Origin of the sequence: Duganella phyllosphaerae (assembly GCF_001758785.1) — a bacterium.
GTDB lineage: Bacteria > Pseudomonadota > Gammaproteobacteria > Burkholderiales > Burkholderiaceae_D > Rugamonas > Rugamonas phyllosphaerae.
Genome location: NZ_LROM01000127.1, coordinates 1 through 20,250 on the forward strand (window position 1 = coordinate 1; position 20,250 = coordinate 20,250).

The window sequence follows — 20,250 nt, forward strand, 5'->3', positions numbered from 1 at the left end:
CACCTGCACCACGCCGCTGCCGGCCAGGTTGACGCCGGCCAGGCTCCAGCCGTTGCTACCAGCGGTGCCGGCGGCGTTGACCCAGCTAATGCCGTTATCGAACGAGACCTGCACGGTCTCGCCGGCGGCCAGCGCGGCGCTCAAGGTACCGCTGACGGTTTGCGCCGCGACGTTGGTGACCAGGTCGGTGCTGCTGGCGCCATTGTCGGCCGAGAACGACACGCCGGCGCCGGTGGTGAGCGGCGCCACGGTGTCGATGGCGACCGGCGCCGAGACGGCCGCCACGCCGGCGTTGCCGACCGCGTCAGTCCAGGTGCCGGCGTTGACGCTCACGGTGGCCGCGCCCGCGGCCACGCCGCTGGCGGGCGTGAGCAGGGCCGTGTACAGCAGCGGGTTGGCGGTGGCGGCAAAATTGCTGAGCACCCCGTTGGTGACCTGCACGTCGCCGGCCGCAAAGCCCAGCGGTGCTTCGCTGAACGTAAACACCACGACGGTGGCGTCGCCGAGCTTGAGCGCGGTGGACTGGGTGGTGATGGCCAGCGTGGGCGCCACGGTATCGACCGCGATCAGCGGCGTGATGCCGCTGCCGCCAGCCAGCCCCAGGAAATCGGTGTAACTGCCGCCGGGCACCGTCACCGAGGCCGGTCCGCTGACGTTGGCGCCGGGTGTAAACAAGGCCGTGTACACGCCGCCGCCCAGGTTGACCAGGTTGCTGACGGTGCCGCCGCTGGCGACGATGTCGCTGCTGGTAAAGCCGAACGGCACGCTGCTGAAGGTGAAGGTCAGGTTGGCGGACTGGCTGGCATTCAGGCTGGCCTTGTCGCTGGCGATCACCACCGTCGGTCCGAGCGTGATGGAAATGCCGGTGGCAGCCGCTGCCGCGCCGGCGTTGCCGGCGATGTCGGTGTAGGTGCCAGCCACGAGCTGCACGCCGCCCTGCACGCCGCCGAGGCCGCCGTTGGGTGAGAAGTCCACGGTGTACACGCGCGGATCGCTGGTCGCCTGCAGGTTCGACACGGTGCCGTTGACGGCGCTGAAACTGGCCAGCGACAGGCCGGACGGCGCCTCCGAAAACGACACCGTGATGGCGCTGGTCTGGCCGGCGCCCATCACGTTGACGCTGGTGCTCAGGGTGGCGGTCGGTCCGGTCACGTCGAGCACATAGGCGGTGCCGTGGGCGGCACCGGTGTTGCCAGCGGCATCGACCACGCGCACCTGCATGGTATTGCTGCCGGCCAGTGTGACGCCGGCCAGGCTCCAGGCGCTGCTGCCAGCGCTGGAACTGGCGGTGGTCCAGGTAATGCCGTTGTTGAACGAGACTTCGACGTGCTCGTCGGCCCCGAGGCCGGCGGTGAGCGTGCCGCTGACGGTCTGCTGGGCGGTGCGGGTGACCAGGTCGGTGCTGCTGGCGCCGCTATCGGACGAGAACACCACGGCGCCACCGGTGGTGGCGGGCGCACTGGTGTCGAGCTTGTAATTCACGCTGTACGGCGTGTTGCTGCCGCCGGGATTGGTCACCCGTACTTGCAGCACGCCGGCCGCGGTGAGGGTCTGGCCGGCCAGGCTGAAGGCGGAGCCGCCCACGCTGGCGGCGGCATTGGTCCAGGTGGCGCCGTTGTCGAGCGAGATCTGCACCTGCTCGCCGCTTTGCAGAGCGGAGGAGAGGGTGCCGCTGATGGTTTGCGCGGCCACGTTGGTGACCAGGTCGGTATTGCTAATGCCGCTATCGTTGGAGAACGCCACCGACAGCGCGGTGGTGGCGCTGGGCACGGTGGCCTGGATCGTGGTGGCGCTGTTGCTGACGATGACGTGGCCGTCGTTGACGCCGATGGCCAGCGTGGTGGCGCCGGCCTGGCCGGGGGCGGACTGGAACACCAGCGCCTGCAAGGCCGCCTGGGCGGCGCCGGGCGCGGACGACGTCAGGGTATAAGTCAGGCCGCCGTCGAGTGTGACAAAGCCGGCCGCAGCGGCCGAGGCGGCGGTAAAGGAACCGAGGCTGCTGTTGGTGTTGGTGATCGTGATGGTCAGGATCACCGAGCCGCCCACGTCGGGGTCGGCAATGACGACATTGGCGAACGGGCGCACGGTGCCGCCGGCCGCCACCGCCTGGCCGCCGACCGTGCCGCTGACGATGGGCACATCGTTGACCGACAGAGCGCTGACCACGGTGCCGGTGTTGACCGCGCTGGCCAGACCGTTGGCATCGACGGCGGTGAGCGAGAACGTGGTGTTGACGGTGGCGCCCACCACGGCCTGGTTGTCGGTCGGCGTAAAGGTGAGCGCTTTCAGTTGCGCGCTCAGCGCCGCCGGCGACGTTGCGCTCAAGGTGTAGTTGCCGGCGCTGCCGGACAGGCCGGCGCCCGAGAGCACGCCGTTGGCAGCGGTGTAGCTGATGGTGAGGCTGACGTTGTCGCCATTGACGTCGGCCACGGTGACGTTGGCGAACGGGTTGATGGTGGCGTTGTCGTTGACGGCGCCAGCCGCCACACCGGTGATCGACGGCGGGCTGTTGGCCACGTTGGACACCGCCACGGCGACGCCGGCCACGCCGGTGTTGGTGTTGCCGATGACGCTGTTCCAGTCGTCGCCGGCGGTCAGCTGGTACGTTGCGCCGCCGCTCGAGGCCGTGCCGTTGCGATTGAACAGCGCGGCAATTGCCGCCACGTCGGCGCCGGCCAGGGTGACCGAGAACGAGGTGGCGCTGGTCACTTCGACGTTGCCGGTGGTAACCAGCGTGTGGCTGGCGCCGCCCTCCCCGCGCAGCGCGAGCTTGGCGACGGTAATGTCGTTGGCCGCGCCCAGCGTGGCCACCAGGTTGCTGCCGGTAACGGTGAGCACATGGGTGGTGGCGTCGTAGGTGGCGCCGGTGATGCTGGGCGCTTGCACATTGCTGACGGTGACCGGGTTGCCGGCCAGGTCCTGGCCGCTCGGACGGCTGGCGTCCCAGTTCAGCGCGGCCGACAGGTTGAAGGCGGCGCCGCTGACGGCGCTGGCGCCGTTGTTGTTGAGCACGCCACCGAGGGCCAGCTTGTCGGCGGCATTCAGGCTGATTGAAAACGCGGTGCCGCTGGCGGCGGTCACCTGCGGCGAGGTAAGCGTGTAGCTGCCGCCCTGGCCGGTGATGCTGAGCTTGGATGTATCGATGCTGTCGCCGGCGTTGATGCCGGCGGCGGTTACCAGCAGCGTACCGGTGGCGGCATCGTACGTGGCCGACGTGATCGATGGCGCCACGCGCGGATTGGCCACGGTGATGTCGTCGATGCTGATCTCGAAACCGAGCGGATTGACGATGCGCACGCCAAAGATGCCCTTGAAGTTGGCCGCCGCCCCCAGGTTGAGCAAGCCATCTTCGTTGATGATCAGGCCGGTGACCGACTGGCCGCCGCCGGTGGGCTGGAAGTTGGCGTCGAGCGCATACACCGTAAACACCACGTTGCCGAGCAAGTTGCCGACCGCGTTGCCGGTACCGATCTTGATGCTGGTGAGGTCGAACACGCCGCTGTTGGCGCGCAGGTCGACGTAACTCACCGGGGCGAGCAGCGAACCGTTGACGGTCAGGCGGTCGTCGTTGACCGGAATGCCGAGCACGCTGGTACCGTTGGCGTTGACAACGATGACACTGCTGTTGTTGAGGACGCCGCTCTGGGCGTACAGGTCGAGGCCGGTATTCAGGATATTGACGACATTGACCACGGTGCCGGCGGCAAGACCGGTAGCGTTGAGCAGGGTGACATTGCTGTTGGTGCCGAAGTTGAACGTGCCGGGATTGCCATTGTTGACCAGCGCCAGCGTGTGCGCGTAGTCCTGCTGCGCCTGCACCGAGACGGCGCTGGCCGCTTCGATGCTGCCGGTGGCCGCTTCCAGCACCCAGTTGGCGCCCAGCAGGTCGCTGCCGGTCACATCGGTCGAGGCGGCCACGTCGGCGCCGGTGAGGTCGGCCAGCGCATCGATGAAGGCCATGCCGGCGTCGCCCTGGCCCACGTCGCAGCCGTACAACAGCAGGTCGCCGCCCTCGCGCAGCGCCCCGCCCCATTGGGCCAGCGCGGCCGCATGGATAGCCAGGCCGGCGGCGTCTAGCACGGTGGCGCCGACCTGCAACTGGCCACTGGCGCCGTGCGAGACAATCTGGATGCTGTCAAGGCCCTCGAGTCCTGCCAGCGCGGCGGCGATCTGCTGGACGCCGTCGCCGTCCGGCGCCAGTTGCACCACCAGCACCCCGTCGGCTGCTGCGGCCAGCAAAACCCCGGCGTCGGCGACGCGGGCATCGATGAAAAGGACCGAATGGTACTGACGCTGGCTCATGATGCTGCTCCAAAAAGTTACGCTACAGGAACGATTATGGGTAGCTTCATGGCGATCACGAAATTTTCCTGTTTGCCAAACACTTTGTCCGGTGCAGCAAATGTCAGCGTCCGCTGGCGCACATCATTTCTATTACGCATTTTGTTAAAATGCTCTTCTTTTCCCGGGGTTTTCGGTGGCTTCGGCGGGTTTGGCCAATTTCGGTTACTCTCAGCACCCAAATAGCGCATCGCACTGCTTAAAAGGATTACAAATTGGCAACCCAACTGACACGACGCCTGGCCCTGCTGGCCGATGAAAAGCACCGCGCCGTGCTCGCTGGTGGTTTGCGCGGCATCGAGCGGGAAACCTTGCGCGTGGACAGCGCCGGCCAGCTGGCCCGAACGCGCCACCCGGTCGCCCTCGGCGCGGCCCTGACGCACCCGCAAATCACCACCGACTACGCTGAAACCCTGCTGGAATTCATCACCCCGGCCCAGTCCGACATCGGCACCACGATCGCCAGTCTCGACGGCATCCACCGCTACGCCTACAGCAAGCTCGGCGACGAACTGCTGTGGAGCCAGTCGATGCCGTGCGCGCTGCCGGCGGAAAAAGATATCGAGATCGCCTGGTATGGCACGTCCAACCTGGGCACGCTCAAGCACGTCTACCGGCGCGGCCTGGCGCTGCGCTATGGCAAGGCCATGCAATGCATCGCCGGCATCCACTACAACTACTCGCTCGACGAGCGGCTGTGGCGCGTGCTGGCCGAGAACGAACCGAACCCGAAGCAGCTGGGGGCGAAAGCCTACCAGTCGGAAGCCTACCTGGCGACGATCCGCAACTTCCGCCGCCACAGCTGGCTGCTGATGTACTTGTTCGGCGCCTCGCCGGCGCTGGCCGCCGGCTTCCTGCGCGGCCGCCCGCACCAGCTCGAACAACTGTCGGACGATACCCTGTACTTGCCGTACGCCACCAGCCTGCGCATGAGCGACCTCGGCTACCAGAACGACGCCCAGTCCGGCCTGCAGCCGCACGAGAACTGCCTCGACAGCTACGTGGCGGCCCTGACCCGGGCGGTCAACCAGCCTTACGCACCATATGCCGAGCTCGGTACCAAGCGCGACGGCGAATGGATACAGCTCTCCACCAACGTGCTGCAGATCGAAAACGAGTACTACGCCACCATCCGCCCCAAGCGCGTGATCCAGACCGGCGAGCGGCCGATCCAGGCGCTGTGCGCGCGCGGCGTGCAATACATCGAAGTGCGGTGCATGGATGTCGATCCGTTCGAACCGGTCGGCATCAGCGTGGCGGCCGGGCGCCTGCTCGACGCCTTCCTGCTGTTCTGCGCGCTGGACGACAGCCCCGCCATCACGCCGGAAGAAGGCGCGCGCCACACCGCCAATTTTGCCCGCACGGTCAAGGAAGGCCGCCGCCCCGGTTTGCTGCTCGACGGCGACAACGGCCCGGTCGCGCTGACGCAACTGGGTGCGGATCTGCTGGAACGCATCCGCCCGGCCGCCGAGCTGCTCGACAGCCTGCGTGGCGACACCGTCCACGCCGACACCCTGCGCGCGCAGGCGGCCAAGCTGGCCGACCCGTCGCTCACGCCGTCGGCGCAGGTGCTGCTGGCCTTGCGCCAGCACGGCAACTCGTTTGCCGCTTTTGGTCTCGCGCAAAGCGAAAAACACGCCGCGTACTTCCGCAGCGCGCCTCCGAGCGCCGCCGATGCCGCCGCGCTGGACCGGATGGCGGCCGAATCGCTGGCCGAGCAGGCCGCCATGGAAGCGGCGCCGCGCACCAGTTTCGACGACTACGTGGCCGCCTACCGCAACAGCAACCTGTGCCACTCCACCCCCACCTGCGACTGAACCGCCACGAGGCCTGCGCGTGCTAACTTTCTACAACGAGCTGCACGCCCAGCACCGCGGTCGCCACGAATTTTTCCGGGGCGCTTTGGTGCCATGCTTCGAAAAGCCGGAACGGGCCGACTCGGTGCTGGCCGAACTGGGTCGGCGCGGGCTGGGCCGCATCGTCACGCCGCAGGGCGTGCCGCTGATGTCGCTCGAACGCATCCACACCCCGCGCTACCTGCATTTCCTGCGCACCGCCTGGAGCGAGTGGATCGCGCTCGACCCGGCCAACGCCGGGCGCGACGCCTTGCCGTCGGTGTGGCCGGTGCGCTCGCTGCGCCACGACATCGAGCCCGATAATTTTACGGCCCGCATGGGCCTGTATTCGATGGACAGCGGCACCCCGCTCACGGCCGGCACCTGGACCGCCGCCAAGACCGGCGCCGACTGCGCCGTCAACGCCGCCCACGCGCTGCGCCTGGGCGAACGCGGCGCTTTTGTCTTGAGCCGCCCGCCCGGCCACCACGCCGGCAAGGATTTTTTCGGCGGCTACTGCTTCCTCAACAACGCTGCGCTGGCGGCGCAGCACATGCTCGATGACGGTGCGCGCAAGGTGGCCATCCTCGACATCGACTACCACCACGGCAACGGCACCCAGAGCATTTTCTACGACCGCAGCGACGTGCTGTTCATCTCGATCCACGCCGACCCGCGCAGCGACTACCCGTTCTACCTGGGCCACGCCGACGAACGCGGCGAAGGCGCCGGCCACGGTTTCAACATGAACCTGCCGCTGGCGCAGGGCAGCTCGGCGCACGCGTGGTTCGCGGCGCTGGAAACGGCCTGCATCCGCCTGGGCAGCTTTGGCGCCGATGCGCTGGTGGTGTCGCTGGGGGTCGATACGTTTGCGGGCGACCCGCTGTCGCACTTTGCGTTGCAGAGCGCGGATTACCTGAAGATCGGCGCCCGGCTCGCTTACCTGAATCTGCCCACCGCGTTCATTTTCGAAGGCGGCTATGCGGTCAAGGAACTGGGCGTGAACGTGGTCAACGTGCTCGAAGGGTTCGAGACGGCGCTGTGAACCCACCGCCCGATCCGTCATCCCCGCACACGCGGGGATGACGGAATTTATGTCAATGGTGTCAATATACGTCGCGACGATATCGACCGGTTTCGATCAGGTCATCGAGCGCGGCCCGCCCGATCATCTCTTCAAGCGCCGCATCCACGCCAGCGGCCATGCCCTGCAAGCTGCCGCACACGTACAGCACCGCGCCGTCGGCGATCCAGTCGCGCAGCACGTCGGCGCGCACGCGCATGCGGTCCTGCACATATTCGCCGCCGGTCACGTCGCGCGAAAACACCAGGTCCAGTTCCGGTAACATGCCTGCCGCGCGCCAGCTGGCAATCTCCTGCGCACAGATGCTGTCGAACTCGCGCTGGCGCTCGCCAAAAATCAGCCAGTTACGCCGCTCGCCGGCCTGCACGCGCGCCCGCAGGTGCGAACGCAAGCCGGCCATGCCGGAGCCGTTGCCGATGTAAATCGATGGCCGCGCCTCGGTGTACGTGTCGAACGCCGGATTGGCGATCACCCGCACCCGCACTTCGTCGCCGACCTGCGCATCGTTGGTGAGCCAGCCTGACGCCAGGCCCAGTGCCGGACCGGACGCGCTCTCGTAACGCACCTGGCGCACCAGCAACTGCAACACGCCGTCGCCAGGCAGCGAGGCCAGTGAATAACGGCGCGGCGCAAGCGATATGACAGCGGGTGCCAGCGTTGCTTGCGTCCCCGGCGACGCAGCGGGCACCGACGGTGTCTGCGCCGCCAGCGGTGCGTCGGCCGGCGTGTAATGGCCGGGCCAGATATCGGCCAGCGCGCCGGGGCGCCAGTCGGCAGCCGGGTCGCCGGACAAGGTAATCTCGTACAAACCATCGCCCACGCTGCCCGGGTTGAGCAGTGTGCGGCCGACGATGCGCCAGTTGGTGTAGTCGTTATCGGCCACGGCGGCCGACAGGGCCATTTCCGGGGCGCTGGCAGCGTCGCCGCCAATCAGTGCGTGCAGGGTGCCCGACCAGCGCGCCAGCGCGCCCGTATCGCCATTATCGACCTCGATAGTCGGATGCAGCGCCTGCGCGCCCATGGTGCGCAGGCGCGCGTCGAGCGCGTGGCCGAAGCCGCAGAACTGCGCGTAGTTGCGGTCGCCCAGCGCCAGCACCGCGTACTGCATGTGCTGCAGCTCTTCGGCCGCCGTGTGCAGCAGGCGATTGAAGCGGCGTGCGGCGTCGGGCGGTTCGCCTTCGCCGAAACTGCTGGCCACGAATAGCGCGCGGCGATACTTGACCAGCTGCGGCGGCGTGAGTTTTTCCAGCGAGTGCACGTGCACCGGCACGCCGGCCGCCTGCAAGGCGGCCGCGCTTTGCAGCGCCAGCCGTTCGGCCGACCCGGTCTGGCTGGCGTAGGCCAGCAGCACGGGGTCGGCATCGGCAGTCACCGCGCCGCCTGCGGCAAACTTCTTGCGCTCGGCCGCGGCGCTGCGTTTTTGTTTGCGCCGGTTCAGGTACAACATCCAGCCGGTAATCGCAAAGCCGGGCAAGGCCAGGCTGCAGAGGAACATCACGATCCGGCCCGGCATGCCGAAGAAGCTGCCCACGTGCAGCGCGTAGAACGACGCCTGCGCCTGGCCGCCCACCGTCATCTGCGCATACGGCTCGTTCTTGAGCATGGCGCCGGTCTGCTGGTTGATGGACATGCGGCCGCGTGCGCGTACGTGCGGCGCATCTTTCGCGGTCCACACGATTTGCAGCGGCGCGGTGGCGCGCTCGGGGATGCGCAGGAAGGCCATGCGCCAGTTGGGCGCGGCGCCTTCAAAGGTGGCCCAGCTGGCGGCCAGGTCCACCGGCGGCGGCTTGCCCCCCTTGGGCAGCTTGGGGGCGGGCGCTTCGCGCACCACGCGCGAGACGCCGAGCCAGCCATCGACCGTGCTGCGCACCACGTCGAAACTCCAGTAAATGCCGGTGAGCGTGAAGATCACGTAGCCAAGCATCACCCAGGTGCCCACCACCGAGTGCAGGCCCCACAGGAACGAGCGGCCCTTGAGCCGGAAGTCGAGCTTGAGCCAGGCGCGCCAGTCGCCCACGCGGCGCGGCCAGCGCAGGTACAAGCCGCTCAGCGACAGTCCCAGCAGACACAGGGCCAGGATGCCGAGTGCAATGCGGCCGGCGTCGCGCGGCAGCAGCAGGTGGCGGTGCAGCGAATCGACCCACTCGAACACTTCGTCGTAGTGCAGCGGCGGCAGCAAGGCGCCGGTGTACGGATTGAGGAAGATCGCTTCGCCGCGGGTTTCGCCCTTGGCGGGCGCCAGGCCCACGCGCGCGGTGCTGCCCGGCTCCGAATAAATGATGATGCTGGCGATGCGCGCCTCCGGGTGCAGCACCTTGGCGGCGGCGGCGATCTGCGGTGGCGTCAGTACCGGTGCATCCTGCACCGCGATGTTGCGCACGCCGGGGTTCAGAAAGTCCAGCAGCTCTTCGCGGAACGACAGGATCGAGCCGGTCAGTCCGATCAGGATCAGGATGGTGCCGGCGGTGATGCCGACAAACCAGTGCAGCTGGAACCAGAGCTTTTTCACAGGTCGACCTTCACGCCCAATTTGACCAGGCGCGGCATGCCGGAGCTGAGGCGCGTGCCGGCGCCGGCCCAGTACTGCTTGTCGCCGGCGTTTTCCACGTTGAGCTGGAAGCTGGTGCGCTGGCCCATCACGCGGGTGACGTAGCGCGCGCCGGCGCTGAACAGCGTCACGCCGCCCAGCAGGGCCTGGTTGAGATCGTTGACCGGGCGCTCACCGGTGTAGTACGCGCCGCCGTTGACCGACAGGCCCGGCACCGCCGCCACGTCGTACGACAGGAAGGCGCTGCCGGTGCGGCGCGCGGCGTTCTCGGGCAGCTTGCCGTTGTAGGCGGCGTCGATGTCGCGGAACTCGGGATCGATGAACTGGGCCGAGGCCTGCCACGACAGCTGGCGCGTGAGCTTGCCCTGGGCGGACAGTTCCAGCCCTCTGAAATGCTGCTCGCCGTCGGCGGTGTAGACGTTGGCGGCGTTGGTGTAGTAGCCGGGGCGGTCGATGTCGAACACCGCCGCCTGCACCAGCATCCCGGCACCGCCAGGGACGCGCCAGCGCGCGCCGATTTCCTGCTGGTGGCTGACGCCGGGCGCCAGCCGCTCGCTGGCATTGGCGGTGGTGAGCGGCGCGGTTTCGCCCTCTTCCAGCCCCTGCGAGGCGGAGACGTAGAACGACAGGTCGTCGGTGTACTTGTAGATCAGCGCGGCCATCGGCGTGGTCTTGCTCACGTCGTAGTGGGCGGCGCCCTGGTCGCTCTTGTACTTCACGCGGCGCACGCCGGCAATCGCCTGCCATTGCGGCGAGAAGGTCAGGCGGTCGATCGCATACAGGCCGGTGTCGCGCGTATCGAGGCCCGCCGTGGTGGGCGTGGTCGGCTGCGCCGAGACGGTGTAGCTGGTCACCGGCACCGGGTTGTACAGGTTTTGTGCGGCGATGGTGTACGTGGACTGGTAGATCGGGTCTTGCCCCTTGTCGGTGCGGTTGGCGCCCAGCGTCACGTCGTGCTTGATGCTGCCGGTGTTGAACACGCCGGCCAGCTCGGCGCGCAGCATGGTCGAATCGACCACGCTGTGCTGCAAGTTGCCGGTGATGCGGCCGGCGCCGGAGGCGATCGCGGCGTTGTTGGTGAAGCGGAAGATCGGCAGGGCGCGGTCGCGCGCGGTTTCGGCGTGGCCGCCTTCGACCGTCAGCGCCCAGTTGTCGGCCAGCGCATAGTCGGCGCGCAGCAGCGCGTTTTTCGATTCGGTGCGGAAGGTGGCCCAGTCCGGGCCCACCAGGCGCTTGGGGTCCACCGTGGCCGGCAGCGTGATCACGCCGTTCACCGCCGTGGGCAGCTGGATGCCCACCTGCTCGGTCACGCGGCGGCGGTCGAATTCGAGGTCGGCAGCCAGGCGCAAACGCGCGTTCACGCGCCAGTCCAGCGCGGCCGAGACAAACGCGCGATTGCCGTTGCCGACGTCGTCGAGATACGTGCCCAGCGTGCCGCCGGCGGCGTTGATGCGCACGCCCACTTGCTGGTTCTCGCCGAAGCGGCGGCCGACGTCGGCGCTGGCCACGGCCGTGCCGTTCTGGTCCACCGTCATGCCCACCGTGGTCACCGGCGTGGCGCCGGCGCGCTTGGTAACAAAATTGCCCCCGCCGGCCGGCGACGTGAAGCCGTAGTACAGCGCGGTGGCGCCCTTGAGCACTTCCACCCGCTCCTTGTCTTCCAGCGACACCTGGCCGAAGTTCATGATCGGCAGCGCGCCGTTCAAGCGATAATTGGTGCGGTTTTCCACCGCGATGCCACGGATGACCAGTTGGTCCCAGGTCTCGCCGCCGTTTTGCTGGCGCGTGACGCCGGCCGTGTTGCGCACCGCGTCGTACAGGCCGGCGGCGGCCTGCAAATCGAGCACCTCGCGCGTGATGACGTTGACGGTGGACGGCACGTCCATGATGTCGGCGCCACGGAAGCTGCCCGCTTCCACCGTGGCAGGCACGAAGCCGTCGGCGCGGGCGGCAGTTACCAGCACGGTTTGCAGGGCAGTATCCGCACCTTGCTGTGCCATGGCAGCAACAGGAAAAGCGGCGGAAAGGGCGAGGATCAGGCGGAACGGCTGGTGCATGGAAGGCAGACAAAAAGGGGGATACCGACATTCTATAGGTAATAGGAATCATTATCAATTACGTCTGGATAATGTTCGCCGTGCGGCTGCAAAAAAAAATATACTGCTGCTTATGACCACCGCGCTCCCTCTCCCCATTACCGCCGAGGCAGAACAGTTCAAGCTGTTCATCTCCAGCGTCAGCGACTACGCCATCTACATGCTCTCGCCCGACGGCATCGTGTGCAGCTGGAATGCCGGCGCCCAGCGCTTCAAGGGATATACGGAAGCGGAAATCCTGGGGCGCCATTTTTCCTGCTTTTACACGGAAGAGGACCGCGCCGCCGGGCGCCCGGCGCAGGTGCTGCACCAGGCCGCGCAGGCGCGCTTCGCGGACGAGGGCTGGCGCGTGCGCAAGGACGGCACGCGGTTCTGGGCCAGCGTGGTGATCGACCCGGTGCGCGGCAGCGACGGCACGCTGATCGGCTTTGCCAAGATCACGCGCGACGTCACCGAGCGGCGCCGCGCCGACGAAACTTTGGCGCAGGCCAAGGAGGCGCTGTTCCAGTCGCAAAAGCTCGAAGCCATCGGCAAACTCACCGGCGGCATCGCCCACGACTTCAACAATCTGCTCAACGTGATCAGCAATGGCCTCGACCTGCTGCGCGTGGTCAACGACCGGCAAGTGCAGAACAAGACCATCGACAGCATGGAGCGTGCCACCAAGCGTGGCGCCAGCCTCACCCAGCAGCTGCTGGCGTTCGCGCGCCAGCAGCCGTTGAAACCGGAACGGGTGGGCGTCAACCGCGCCATCAACAGCTTCGAGGCGGTGCTGCGGCGCGCGATCCGCAGTTCGATCCGGCTCGACCTGCAACTGGCCTCCAACCTGCCCGACGTGATGACCGACATCACGCAATTCGAGTCCGCGCTATTGAACCTGGTGGTCAACGCCCGCGACGCCATCGAGGCCGCCGGCACGATCACGATCGCCACGGCGGTCGATGGCGCCAGCGTGGTGGTGTCCGTGCGCGACACCGGCGCCGGCATGACCGAAGCCGTGGCGCAGCGCGCGGTCGAACCGTTCTTCACCACCAAGGAGGTGGGCAAGGGTTCGGGCCTGGGGCTGTCGCAGGTCTATGGCCTGATGCAGCAGGCCGGCGGCGACCTGGCGATCGTTTCCAATCCGGGCGCGGGCGCCTGCATCACCTTGCGCTTCCCGGCGCTGGCCGACGCCGCGCCGGAAACCGATGGCGACGAGGCGGCGGAAAAAGTGCTGATCGTCGACGACCAGCCCGACGTGCTGGACATGGCCAGCCACCTGTTTGCCAGCCTCGGTTACCAGGTGCTGGCCGCCAACAACGGCCAGGAGGCGCTCGATACCCTGCACCGCCATCCCGACATTTCGATCCTGTTCAGCGACGTGGTCATGCCCGGCATGAGCGGCATCGAGCTGGCCAAGAACGCGGTCGGCTACCTGCCCTCGCTCAAGGTGATCCTGGCCTCGGGCTACGTGACATCGGCGCTGCAGCAGGACCACCCCGACCTCGACCAGTTCCAGCTGATCGGCAAGCCGTACCGGCTGTCGGACGTGATCCGCAAATTGAAGGCGGTCAGCGCGTAGGGTTTGCGCCGTTGGTATCGTTGGTACCGTTGGTACCGTTTACGCCGCCGGCGCGGTCCAGCCACTCGACGATGGTGGCGATCATCTGGCCGGCATCGACCGGCTTCGAGATGAAGCCGTCCATGCCGGCGGCCAGGCATTCGCCGCGCTCGGCCTGGGTTACGCCGGCGCTCATGGCCAGGATCGGCGTGCGCACGCCGCGCTCGCGCAGCAGGCGCGTGGCTTCGTAACCATCCATCACCGGCATTTGCACGTCCATCAGGATGATGTCGAACGGCGCCTGCGCCATCGCCAGCAGTTCCAGCGCGTCGCGGCCGTTTTCCGCCACCGTGGGCGTGGCGCCGGCCAGCTCCAGCAGGCGCGACGCGACCAGCTGGTTGATCGGGTTGTCTTCCACCAGCAGCAGGCGCCGGCCCGCCAGCGGCCTGGCCGTGGCGGCCGGCGCGCCGGAGTCGCCGCGCTGGCCAGGATCGCCCAGTTGCGCCAGCAGCCGCGATACCGCGCGGCGCGTGACCGGCTTGGCCACGGCGCCGTCGAACAGGGCGGCGTCGAACGCCGGTCCGGCTGCCGCGTGCATCAGCACCAGTTGCACACCGGCCGCGCGCGCGGCGGTGCGCAGGCGCTCGGGTGCGGCCGCATACAGGCCGGCGCTCACCAGCGCCACGCCGATGCGCGCACCGGCAGCCGCATTGTTATTGAGCAGGGCGATGGCCTCATCGATGGTATTGGCGCTGTGCGCCGGCAGGCCATGGAACGCGGCGCTGTACAGCAGCGCCCTGAGCGACGCCAGGTGGGCGTCGATGAACAGCAGCGCGCCGGCGACCGGCGGCGCCGGTTCGGAACGTTGTGGGGCACCGTCGCCAGCGGCTGCCACCGGCAGCGTAACAACGAAGGTGGCGCCGGCGCCGGCTTCGCTGGCAACGACGATGCTTCCCTTCATCAACGCCACCAGCTTGCACGAGATGGTCAGCCCCAGGCCGGTGCCGCCGTACTTGCGCGAGGTGGACATGTCGGCCTGCTCGAACGGCTGGAACAGCCGCTGCTGCTGGGCCGCCGACATGCCGATGCCGGTGTCGAGCACGGTGATCTCCAGCAGGTCGCCCTGCAGCGCCAGGCTCACCACCACCTCGCCGGCGGCGGTGAATTTCAGGGCGTTGTTGACCAGGTTGGTGATGATCTGGCGCATGCGCATGGCGTCGCCCACCAGCCGCGCCGGGAAGTCGGCCGGCACCACGATGGCCAGCTCCACCCCGGGCTTGCTGCCCGAGGACAGCATGGCCGCTTCGGCTGCCTCGACCAGGCCGTGGGTGTCGAAGGCTTCGCGCTCGATCTGGATCTTGCCCGCCTCGATCTTGGAAAAATCGAGAATGTCGTTGATGATGTGCAGCAGCGAGCGGCCGCACGATTCGATCAGGTCCAGGTAGCCGCGCTGCTCGCCGGTCAGGCGGGTATTGCCCAGCAAGTGCGAGGCGCCCAGCACCGCGTTCATCGGCGTGCGGATCTCGTGGCTCATGTTGGCGACGAATTCGCTCTTGGCGCGATTGGCCGCCTCGGCCAGCTTTTCGTTGGCCGCCTGGGCGATCTCGATCTGCTTGCGCGCGCTGATGTCGGTGACCAGCACGTGGAAGCCGCGCACCACGCCATCGGCATCGAGGTCGGGAATGTAGTCGATCATGAAATGCTGCGGCCAGCCCGGACGGTCGAACGCCTCTTCGAAATGCATGGCGGTGCCTTCAAGCACACGCTCGATGCGCGCGCGCAGCACGCCGTACACGTCGTCGCCCAGCACCTCGGCCAGGTGGCGGCCGAGGATGGCGTCGGGCGCGATGCCCAGCACGCGCTGGTGGGCGTCGTTGGCAAAGCGATAGACCTGGTCCTGGTCGAGATACGCGATCAGCGCAGGGCTGTTATCGGCGATGGTGCGCAGGAACTTTTCGCTGTCCTGCGCCTTGCGCTGGGCCGCGCGCTCCTGCTCCTCGCTGTGCGACTTGGCCGCCAGCGACGCTTCGAGCGCCTCGGTACGCTGCGCCACCTTGTGTTCGAGCGCGGCGTTGAGGGTATTGAGTTCGTCGCGCTTTTGCGCCAGCCGCGCCAGCAGCGCGTCGAACGCGCGGGTGAGCGTGTGCACTTCGTAAAAGCCGCCGCGCACCGACAGTGTGGCGACATTGTCGCCTGCAGTGGCGCCTGCATTGGCGTCGGTAGTGGCGCCGATGGCAGCCGCCGCTTCGGCCGCTTTCAACAGCGGCGCGGTCAGCCGGCGCGCCAGCAGCCAGCCGCACACCGAAAACAGCAGCGTGAGCGCGATGCCGCTCTGGTAGATGCGGCGCTGCATGTTGACCACGTGGGCGTAGGCGCTGTCGGCCTGCTGGCGCGCCAGCACGGTCCAGCCCATGCCGGGGTAGTCACCCTTGCCGTGGGTGGCGCAGCGCGCCGTGATATAGCGCTTGCCATCGACCCATTGCAGCTCGCTGGACACCGGCGAGGCAGCCAGCGCGCCTGGCGCCAGGCGATCGAGCACGTTGCCGACCGCGTCGTCGGGACCCATCAGCACCGTGCCGTCGGCAGCGAGCACCATGATCTCCACCGGGCGGTCGGCCACCGGCGCGTTGAACATGCGCCCCAGCTGACCGATCCAGCCCCAGCTCAGGTGCGCGCCCAGCACGCCGGCCGCAGTACCCTTGCCCTCGGCCAGGCGCACTGGAAAGGCGAGATCGACGAAACGCTGCGGATTGCCACGGTCAAGCGGCAGGTGCTTGGCCAGCAGCTTGGCGTCGTGGACGTCGTGCACGAAAATGCCCTTGACGGCGTCGCTGAACCACGGCCGCTTCGAGATGTCCACGCCTTCGAGCATGCCGCCGGTGCTGGCCACGACCGTGCCGCCGGCGTCCGCCACGCCGATCCAGGCATATTGCGGGGCCGAGGTTTGCACTTGCTCGAGCAGTTCGCGGCGACCCTCGGCAGCGCGGCCGGCATAGGCGGGATCGCGGTCGATGCGCTCGGCCAGCTGGCGCACTTCGAGGTAGCGCGTGGCCATATTGTCGTCGATCATGTCGGCTGCCGTGCGGGCCCGTTCGACCAGAATCTCGCCCACCGTGCGCTTGATGTCGGTGGTCGCGATGCCGCCCACGATCCACACCATCAAACCCGTGACCAGCAACGTGGCAGCCGCGATCACGATCGCCAGCAGGGTGCTGAGGCCAGGCAGGCGGCGGCTGTGGCGCAAACTCATGGGGGGTCACCGGTATTGTGTCTTGATGGAAAAGTCTAACACACGCGCCCCGCCCGGCCGGTGGCTTGCAGGCCCGGCGTTTCCTGCCGGGCCGGTCACTTGTCACAACTTCTTACAAATATAGCTTGCTATTAAATCGCGTGCTATGTATAGTACTGTTCATGGGCGCTGCGCAAAGTTGAAGACGCAGCGCCAACATGAAGCAAAGCATTAAAATTGAAACGTTGTTCCCTCATTCACCGTAGTCATTGAAAGGTACACATCATGTCGATCGAAAAAGTTCTCTACCGCGCAACCGCCACCGCTACCGGCGGCCGTGAAGGCAAGGCCCTGTCGTCGGACGGCGCGCTGGACGTCAAGCTGACCACCCCGAAAGAACTGGGCGGCGCGGGCGCGGCAGGCACCAATCCTGAGCAACTGTTCGCAGCCGGCTACTCGGCCTGCTTCCTGGGCGCGATGAAATTCGTCGGCGGCCGCGACAAGATCGCCATCCCGGCTGACGTGTCGATCGAAGGCAACGTGGGCATCGGTCCGATCCCGACCGGCTTCGGCATCGAAGTGGAACTGAAAATCTCGCTGCCAGGCATGGACCGCGACACCGCCCAGAAACTGGTCGACGCCGCCCACATCGTCTGCCCGTACTCGAACGCCACCCGCGGCAACATCGACGTCACGCTGACCATCGTCTAAGCCCACTTCGGGGTCAGTGCCGACATTCGGACATTTTTGAACTCAATTGTTGAAGTATGATTCAATAATTAAGTTCCCTGATGTCCGAATGTCGGCACTGACCCCGAAGCTTTTTGGTGAGATAGAAATGATTGAATGGCAATGGTTGGCGTTTGATGAGATTTCCCGGCGTGACTGGTACGAGGTGCTGCGCCAGCGCCAGCAAGTGTTCATCCTCGAACAAACCTGTTTATATCCCGATATCGATGGCCTCGATCCCCACTGCCACCACCTGATGGCGTGGCGCGAGGTCGACGGCCAGCGCGTGTTGCAGGCGAGCTTGCGGGTGCTGCCGCCCGGTCTGAAATACCACGAGATGTCGATCGGCCGCGTGCTCACCACCGAGGCCGCGCGCGGCACCGGCATCGGCCGCGCCCTGCTCGACCGCGCCATGCCGCTGGCCGACGCGCTGCACCCTGGCCACGCCTGCCGCATCGGCGCCCAGGCGCACCTGGAAAAATTCTACGGCGGTTACGGCTTTGTGACCGTGACCGAGCCGTACGACGAGGACGGCATCATGCATATCGATATGCTGAGGCCTGCTACTGTTGCTGCCGCCGCCTAAAACGTCAGCAGGAAGCGCGCGCCGGCGCCTACCGGCCGCGCATGGCGCACCGTGCCGCCGTTGGCGTGCACCAGGTGCCGCACCATCGCCAGGCCGATGCCGCGCCCCTGCTTCCTGGTCGAGAAAAACGGCGTGAAGATGTGCGCGGCCAGCGCCGCTGGCACGCCGGGACCATTGTCGGCCACCTCGATGCGCAGTCGCCCGCCCCGGCTCAGGCGCGCGGTGACGCTCGCTTGCGGATGTGCGATCTGCGCAGCCGTTGCCGCCTCGGCCGCATTCTTGAGCAGGTTGATCAAGGCCTGCTCCAGCTGGCCCGCATCGATCACCGCGTCGAGCGACGCCGGCTCCACCGCAAATACCACCTGCCCGCCCATTGCTTGCCACCCTGGCGCCACCAGAGCCGCCAGGCGCGCAAACATGGCTTCGAGCGCCACCCGCTGCGGCTGCGCCGGCGGCACCGTGGACAGGCTGCGGTAGCTGGCCACAAAGTCCACCAGGCTGGCGGCGCGGCGGGCGATGGCGTCGAGCGCGGTGGCCAGGTCGGCGTGGATGTCGCCCGGCAGCATGGCTGCCGCATCGTCGAGCAGGCCGCACGCGGTGCGCGAGAGCGAGGCCACCGGTGTCAACGAATTCATGATCTCGTGGGTGAGCACCTGCACCAGTTCGCGCCAGGCGTTGAGCGCTTCGGCTTCCAGTTCGCTTTCCACCGGCATCAGGGCAACCAGCCGCTGCGCCGCGCCGTGCAAGGTCAGCGCAGAGACAGCGACCAATGCCCGTTCGACGCCGCGCTCGGTGTCGAAACTGACCAGTTGCCGCTGGCCCGCCGGTTGCGCCGCCAGCAGCTGGCGCAGCGCTTCCGGCGCACTGGCGCGGCCCGGCGCCAGCAGCCGGCGCGCGCTGGTGTTCAGTGGCGCCAGCGCGCCGTCGCCGCTGGCGTGGTCGATGCCGAACAGCGCGATCGGCGCGTGTTCGAGGCGCGCTTCGAGCGCCTGCACCGCATCGGCCAGCGTCTCCCGGCTGGCGGCCGGCATGGCAGCGGGAGCTTCCATGCGCGCACGCGGCATGGCAAGACCCCGCACGCATTGCCAGAGCATCGCTGCCGGCGCCAGTGCCAGCAGCGCACACAGCACGATGCGGCGCGGTTCGGCATGCAGCGCATCGGCGCCGATGGCCAGCGCCAGCAGCGCGGTCACGCTGGCCGCTGCGCCCAATTGCAGGCGGCGCTCAGATGCCATGCTTGCCCAGCTTGCGGTACAAGGCCGCGCGGCTGACGCCCAGCGTTTTGGCGGCGTGGCTGATGTTGCCGTTAAAGCGGGCCAGGGTGCTGGCGATGGCCTGGCGTTCGAGCGCGTCGAGCGTACCGGGATGGTCGGCGCCAGCGGTTGCCGGCCCGCTGGCCGGCGTGCCGGCGCCAGTGCCGACGCAGGCATTGGCACTGGCGCCGATTGCAGGTGATGCAGCAGCAGCGACAGTCCCTGCCACCGGCCCGCCCAGCGCAAAATCGGCCAGCCCGTACTGCGCACCCTGGCCCAGGATCACGGCGCGCTCGCATGCGTGGCGCAGCGCGCGTACATTGCCGGGCCAGTCGTGGCGCAGCAGGCTGTCCAGGGCGGCGCCAGCCACCGTGCGCGCCGGCCGTTGGTACTGCGCTTCGTACAGCTTCAGGTAGTGCGCAAGCAGCAGCGGAATATCGCCGGGCCGCGCGCGCAGCGGCGGCACCCGGATCACGATGGTATTGAGGCGGAACAGCAGGTCGGGCCGGAACACGGCCGGATCGAACAGCCGCGCTTCGTCGAGGTTGGTGGCGCTGATGATGCGCGCGTCGATCGCTTCGGGCTTGTCGGCGCCCATCGGCGTGACCTCGCGCCGCTCGAGCGCGGTGAGCAGCTTGGCCTGCGCACCGAGCGGCATGTTGCCGATCTCGTCGAGGAACAGCGAGCCGCCGCGCGCGGCCTGGAAGCGTCCCGCGCGATCGGCGCGGGCGTCGGTGAAAGCGCCCTTGCGGTGGCCGAACAACTCGCTCTCGAACGTCGATTCGGGCAGCGCGCCCATGTCCACTGCCAGCAAGGTGCCGGCCGCGCGGCGCGACTGCGCGTGGATGGCGCGTGCCACCAGCTCCTTGCCCACGCCGTTTTCACCCAGCACCATCACATTCGCCTCGGTGGGCGCCACGCTGGCGATCAGGTGGGCCAGTTCGCGCATGGCGATCGAATCGCCCATCAATTCGGACGGCGCGGCCGGCGTGCGCCGTCCGAATTGATG

General features: G+C 67.6%; 11 protein-coding genes. 5 read left to right on the plus strand and 6 right to left on the minus strand.

The window, feature by feature from the left end; genetic code table 11:
• Positions 1–4,302 (minus strand): Ig-like domain-containing protein (locus tag DUPY_RS21985; protein ID WP_141749641.1); only part of this gene is annotated, 4,302 nt, incomplete at its 3' end.
• A 254-nt stretch (positions 4,303–4,556) separates the two neighbouring features.
• Between DUPY_RS21985 and gshA the strand changes: the two genes are divergently transcribed.
• Together gshA and DUPY_RS21995 are read left to right on the plus strand one after the other, a co-directional pair.
• Positions 4,557–6,158, plus strand: coding sequence for a glutamate--cysteine ligase (gene gshA, locus DUPY_RS21990; protein WP_070251098.1), 1,602 nt, complete (start codon positions 4,557–4,559; stop codon positions 6,156–6,158).
• Positions 6,159–6,177: 19 nt separating this feature from the next.
• Entirely contained in the window at positions 6,178–7,221 is a 1,044-nt protein-coding gene (locus DUPY_RS21995) for a histone deacetylase family protein (RefSeq protein WP_070251100.1), read from the plus strand.
• Positions 7,222–7,282: 61 nt separating this feature from the next.
• Here the strand turns inward: DUPY_RS21995 and DUPY_RS22000 are convergent, their stop codons facing one another.
• Positions 7,283–9,769 (minus strand): PepSY domain-containing protein, encoded by a 2,487-nt coding sequence (locus DUPY_RS22000; RefSeq protein ID WP_070251102.1) that lies wholly within the window; start codon positions 9,767–9,769, stop codon positions 7,283–7,285.
• Positions 9,766–11,865, minus strand: coding sequence for a TonB-dependent siderophore receptor (locus DUPY_RS22005; RefSeq protein WP_070251104.1), 2,100 nt, complete (start codon positions 11,863–11,865; stop codon positions 9,766–9,768). The genes DUPY_RS22000 and DUPY_RS22005 overlap by 4 nt, the downstream gene beginning before the upstream one ends.
• 112 nt (positions 11,866–11,977) lie before the next feature.
• Here DUPY_RS22005 and DUPY_RS22010 point away from each other — a divergent pair, with 112 nt between their 5' ends.
• Positions 11,978–13,465, plus strand: coding sequence for a PAS domain-containing hybrid sensor histidine kinase/response regulator family protein (locus DUPY_RS22010; protein WP_070251105.1), 1,488 nt, complete (start codon positions 11,978–11,980; stop codon positions 13,463–13,465).
• Here the strand turns inward: DUPY_RS22010 and DUPY_RS22015 are convergent.
• The gene (locus DUPY_RS22015) at positions 13,455–16,694 is read right to left on the minus strand and encodes a PAS domain-containing hybrid sensor histidine kinase/response regulator family protein (protein ID WP_070251106.1); all 3,240 of its coding nucleotides are present in this window, start codon (positions 16,692–16,694) and stop codon (positions 13,455–13,457) included. The genes DUPY_RS22010 and DUPY_RS22015 overlap by 11 nt on opposite strands.
• 264 nt (positions 16,695–16,958) lie before the next feature.
• Between DUPY_RS22015 and DUPY_RS22020 the strand changes: the two genes are divergently transcribed.
• Complete coding sequence (locus DUPY_RS22020) at positions 16,959–17,384, plus strand: organic hydroperoxide resistance protein (protein WP_070251108.1); 426 nt, start codon at positions 16,959–16,961, stop codon at positions 17,382–17,384.
• Between the two features lie 127 nt (positions 17,385–17,511).
• Positions 17,512–17,988: a GNAT family N-acetyltransferase gene (locus tag DUPY_RS22025; protein WP_070251110.1), complete on the plus strand. Its 477-nt coding sequence runs from the start codon at positions 17,512–17,514 to the stop codon at positions 17,986–17,988.
• Here DUPY_RS22025 and DUPY_RS22030 read toward each other — a convergent pair.
• Positions 17,985–19,223: a sensor histidine kinase gene (locus DUPY_RS22030; RefSeq protein WP_070251111.1), complete on the minus strand. Its 1,239-nt coding sequence runs from the start codon at positions 19,221–19,223 to the stop codon at positions 17,985–17,987. The two genes, DUPY_RS22025 and DUPY_RS22030, sit on opposite strands and share 4 nt — an antisense overlap.
• Positions 19,213–20,250: sigma 54-interacting transcriptional regulator (locus DUPY_RS22035; RefSeq protein ID WP_070251113.1), on the minus strand; the 1,038-nt coding region annotated here is incomplete at its 5' end. The genes DUPY_RS22035 and DUPY_RS22030, both read right to left, overlap by 11 nt.

Coding starts and splice junctions, on each gene's coding strand:
- DUPY_RS22005 (WP_070251104.1), bottom strand. CDS start 11,865: ATGCACCAGCCGTTCCGCCTGATCCTCGCCCTTTCCGCCGCTTTTCCT.
- DUPY_RS22010 (WP_070251105.1), top strand. CDS start 11,978: ATGACCACCGCGCTCCCTCTCCCCATTACCGCCGAGGCAGAACAGTTC.
- DUPY_RS22015 (WP_070251106.1), bottom strand. CDS start 16,694: ATGAGTTTGCGCCACAGCCGCCGCCTGCCTGGCCTCAGCACCCTGCTG.
- DUPY_RS22020 (WP_070251108.1), top strand. CDS start 16,959: ATGTCGATCGAAAAAGTTCTCTACCGCGCAACCGCCACCGCTACCGGC.
- DUPY_RS22025 (WP_070251110.1), top strand. CDS start 17,512: ATGATTGAATGGCAATGGTTGGCGTTTGATGAGATTTCCCGGCGTGAC.
- DUPY_RS22030 (WP_070251111.1), bottom strand. CDS start 19,223: ATGGCATCTGAGCGCCGCCTGCAATTGGGCGCAGCGGCCAGCGTGACC.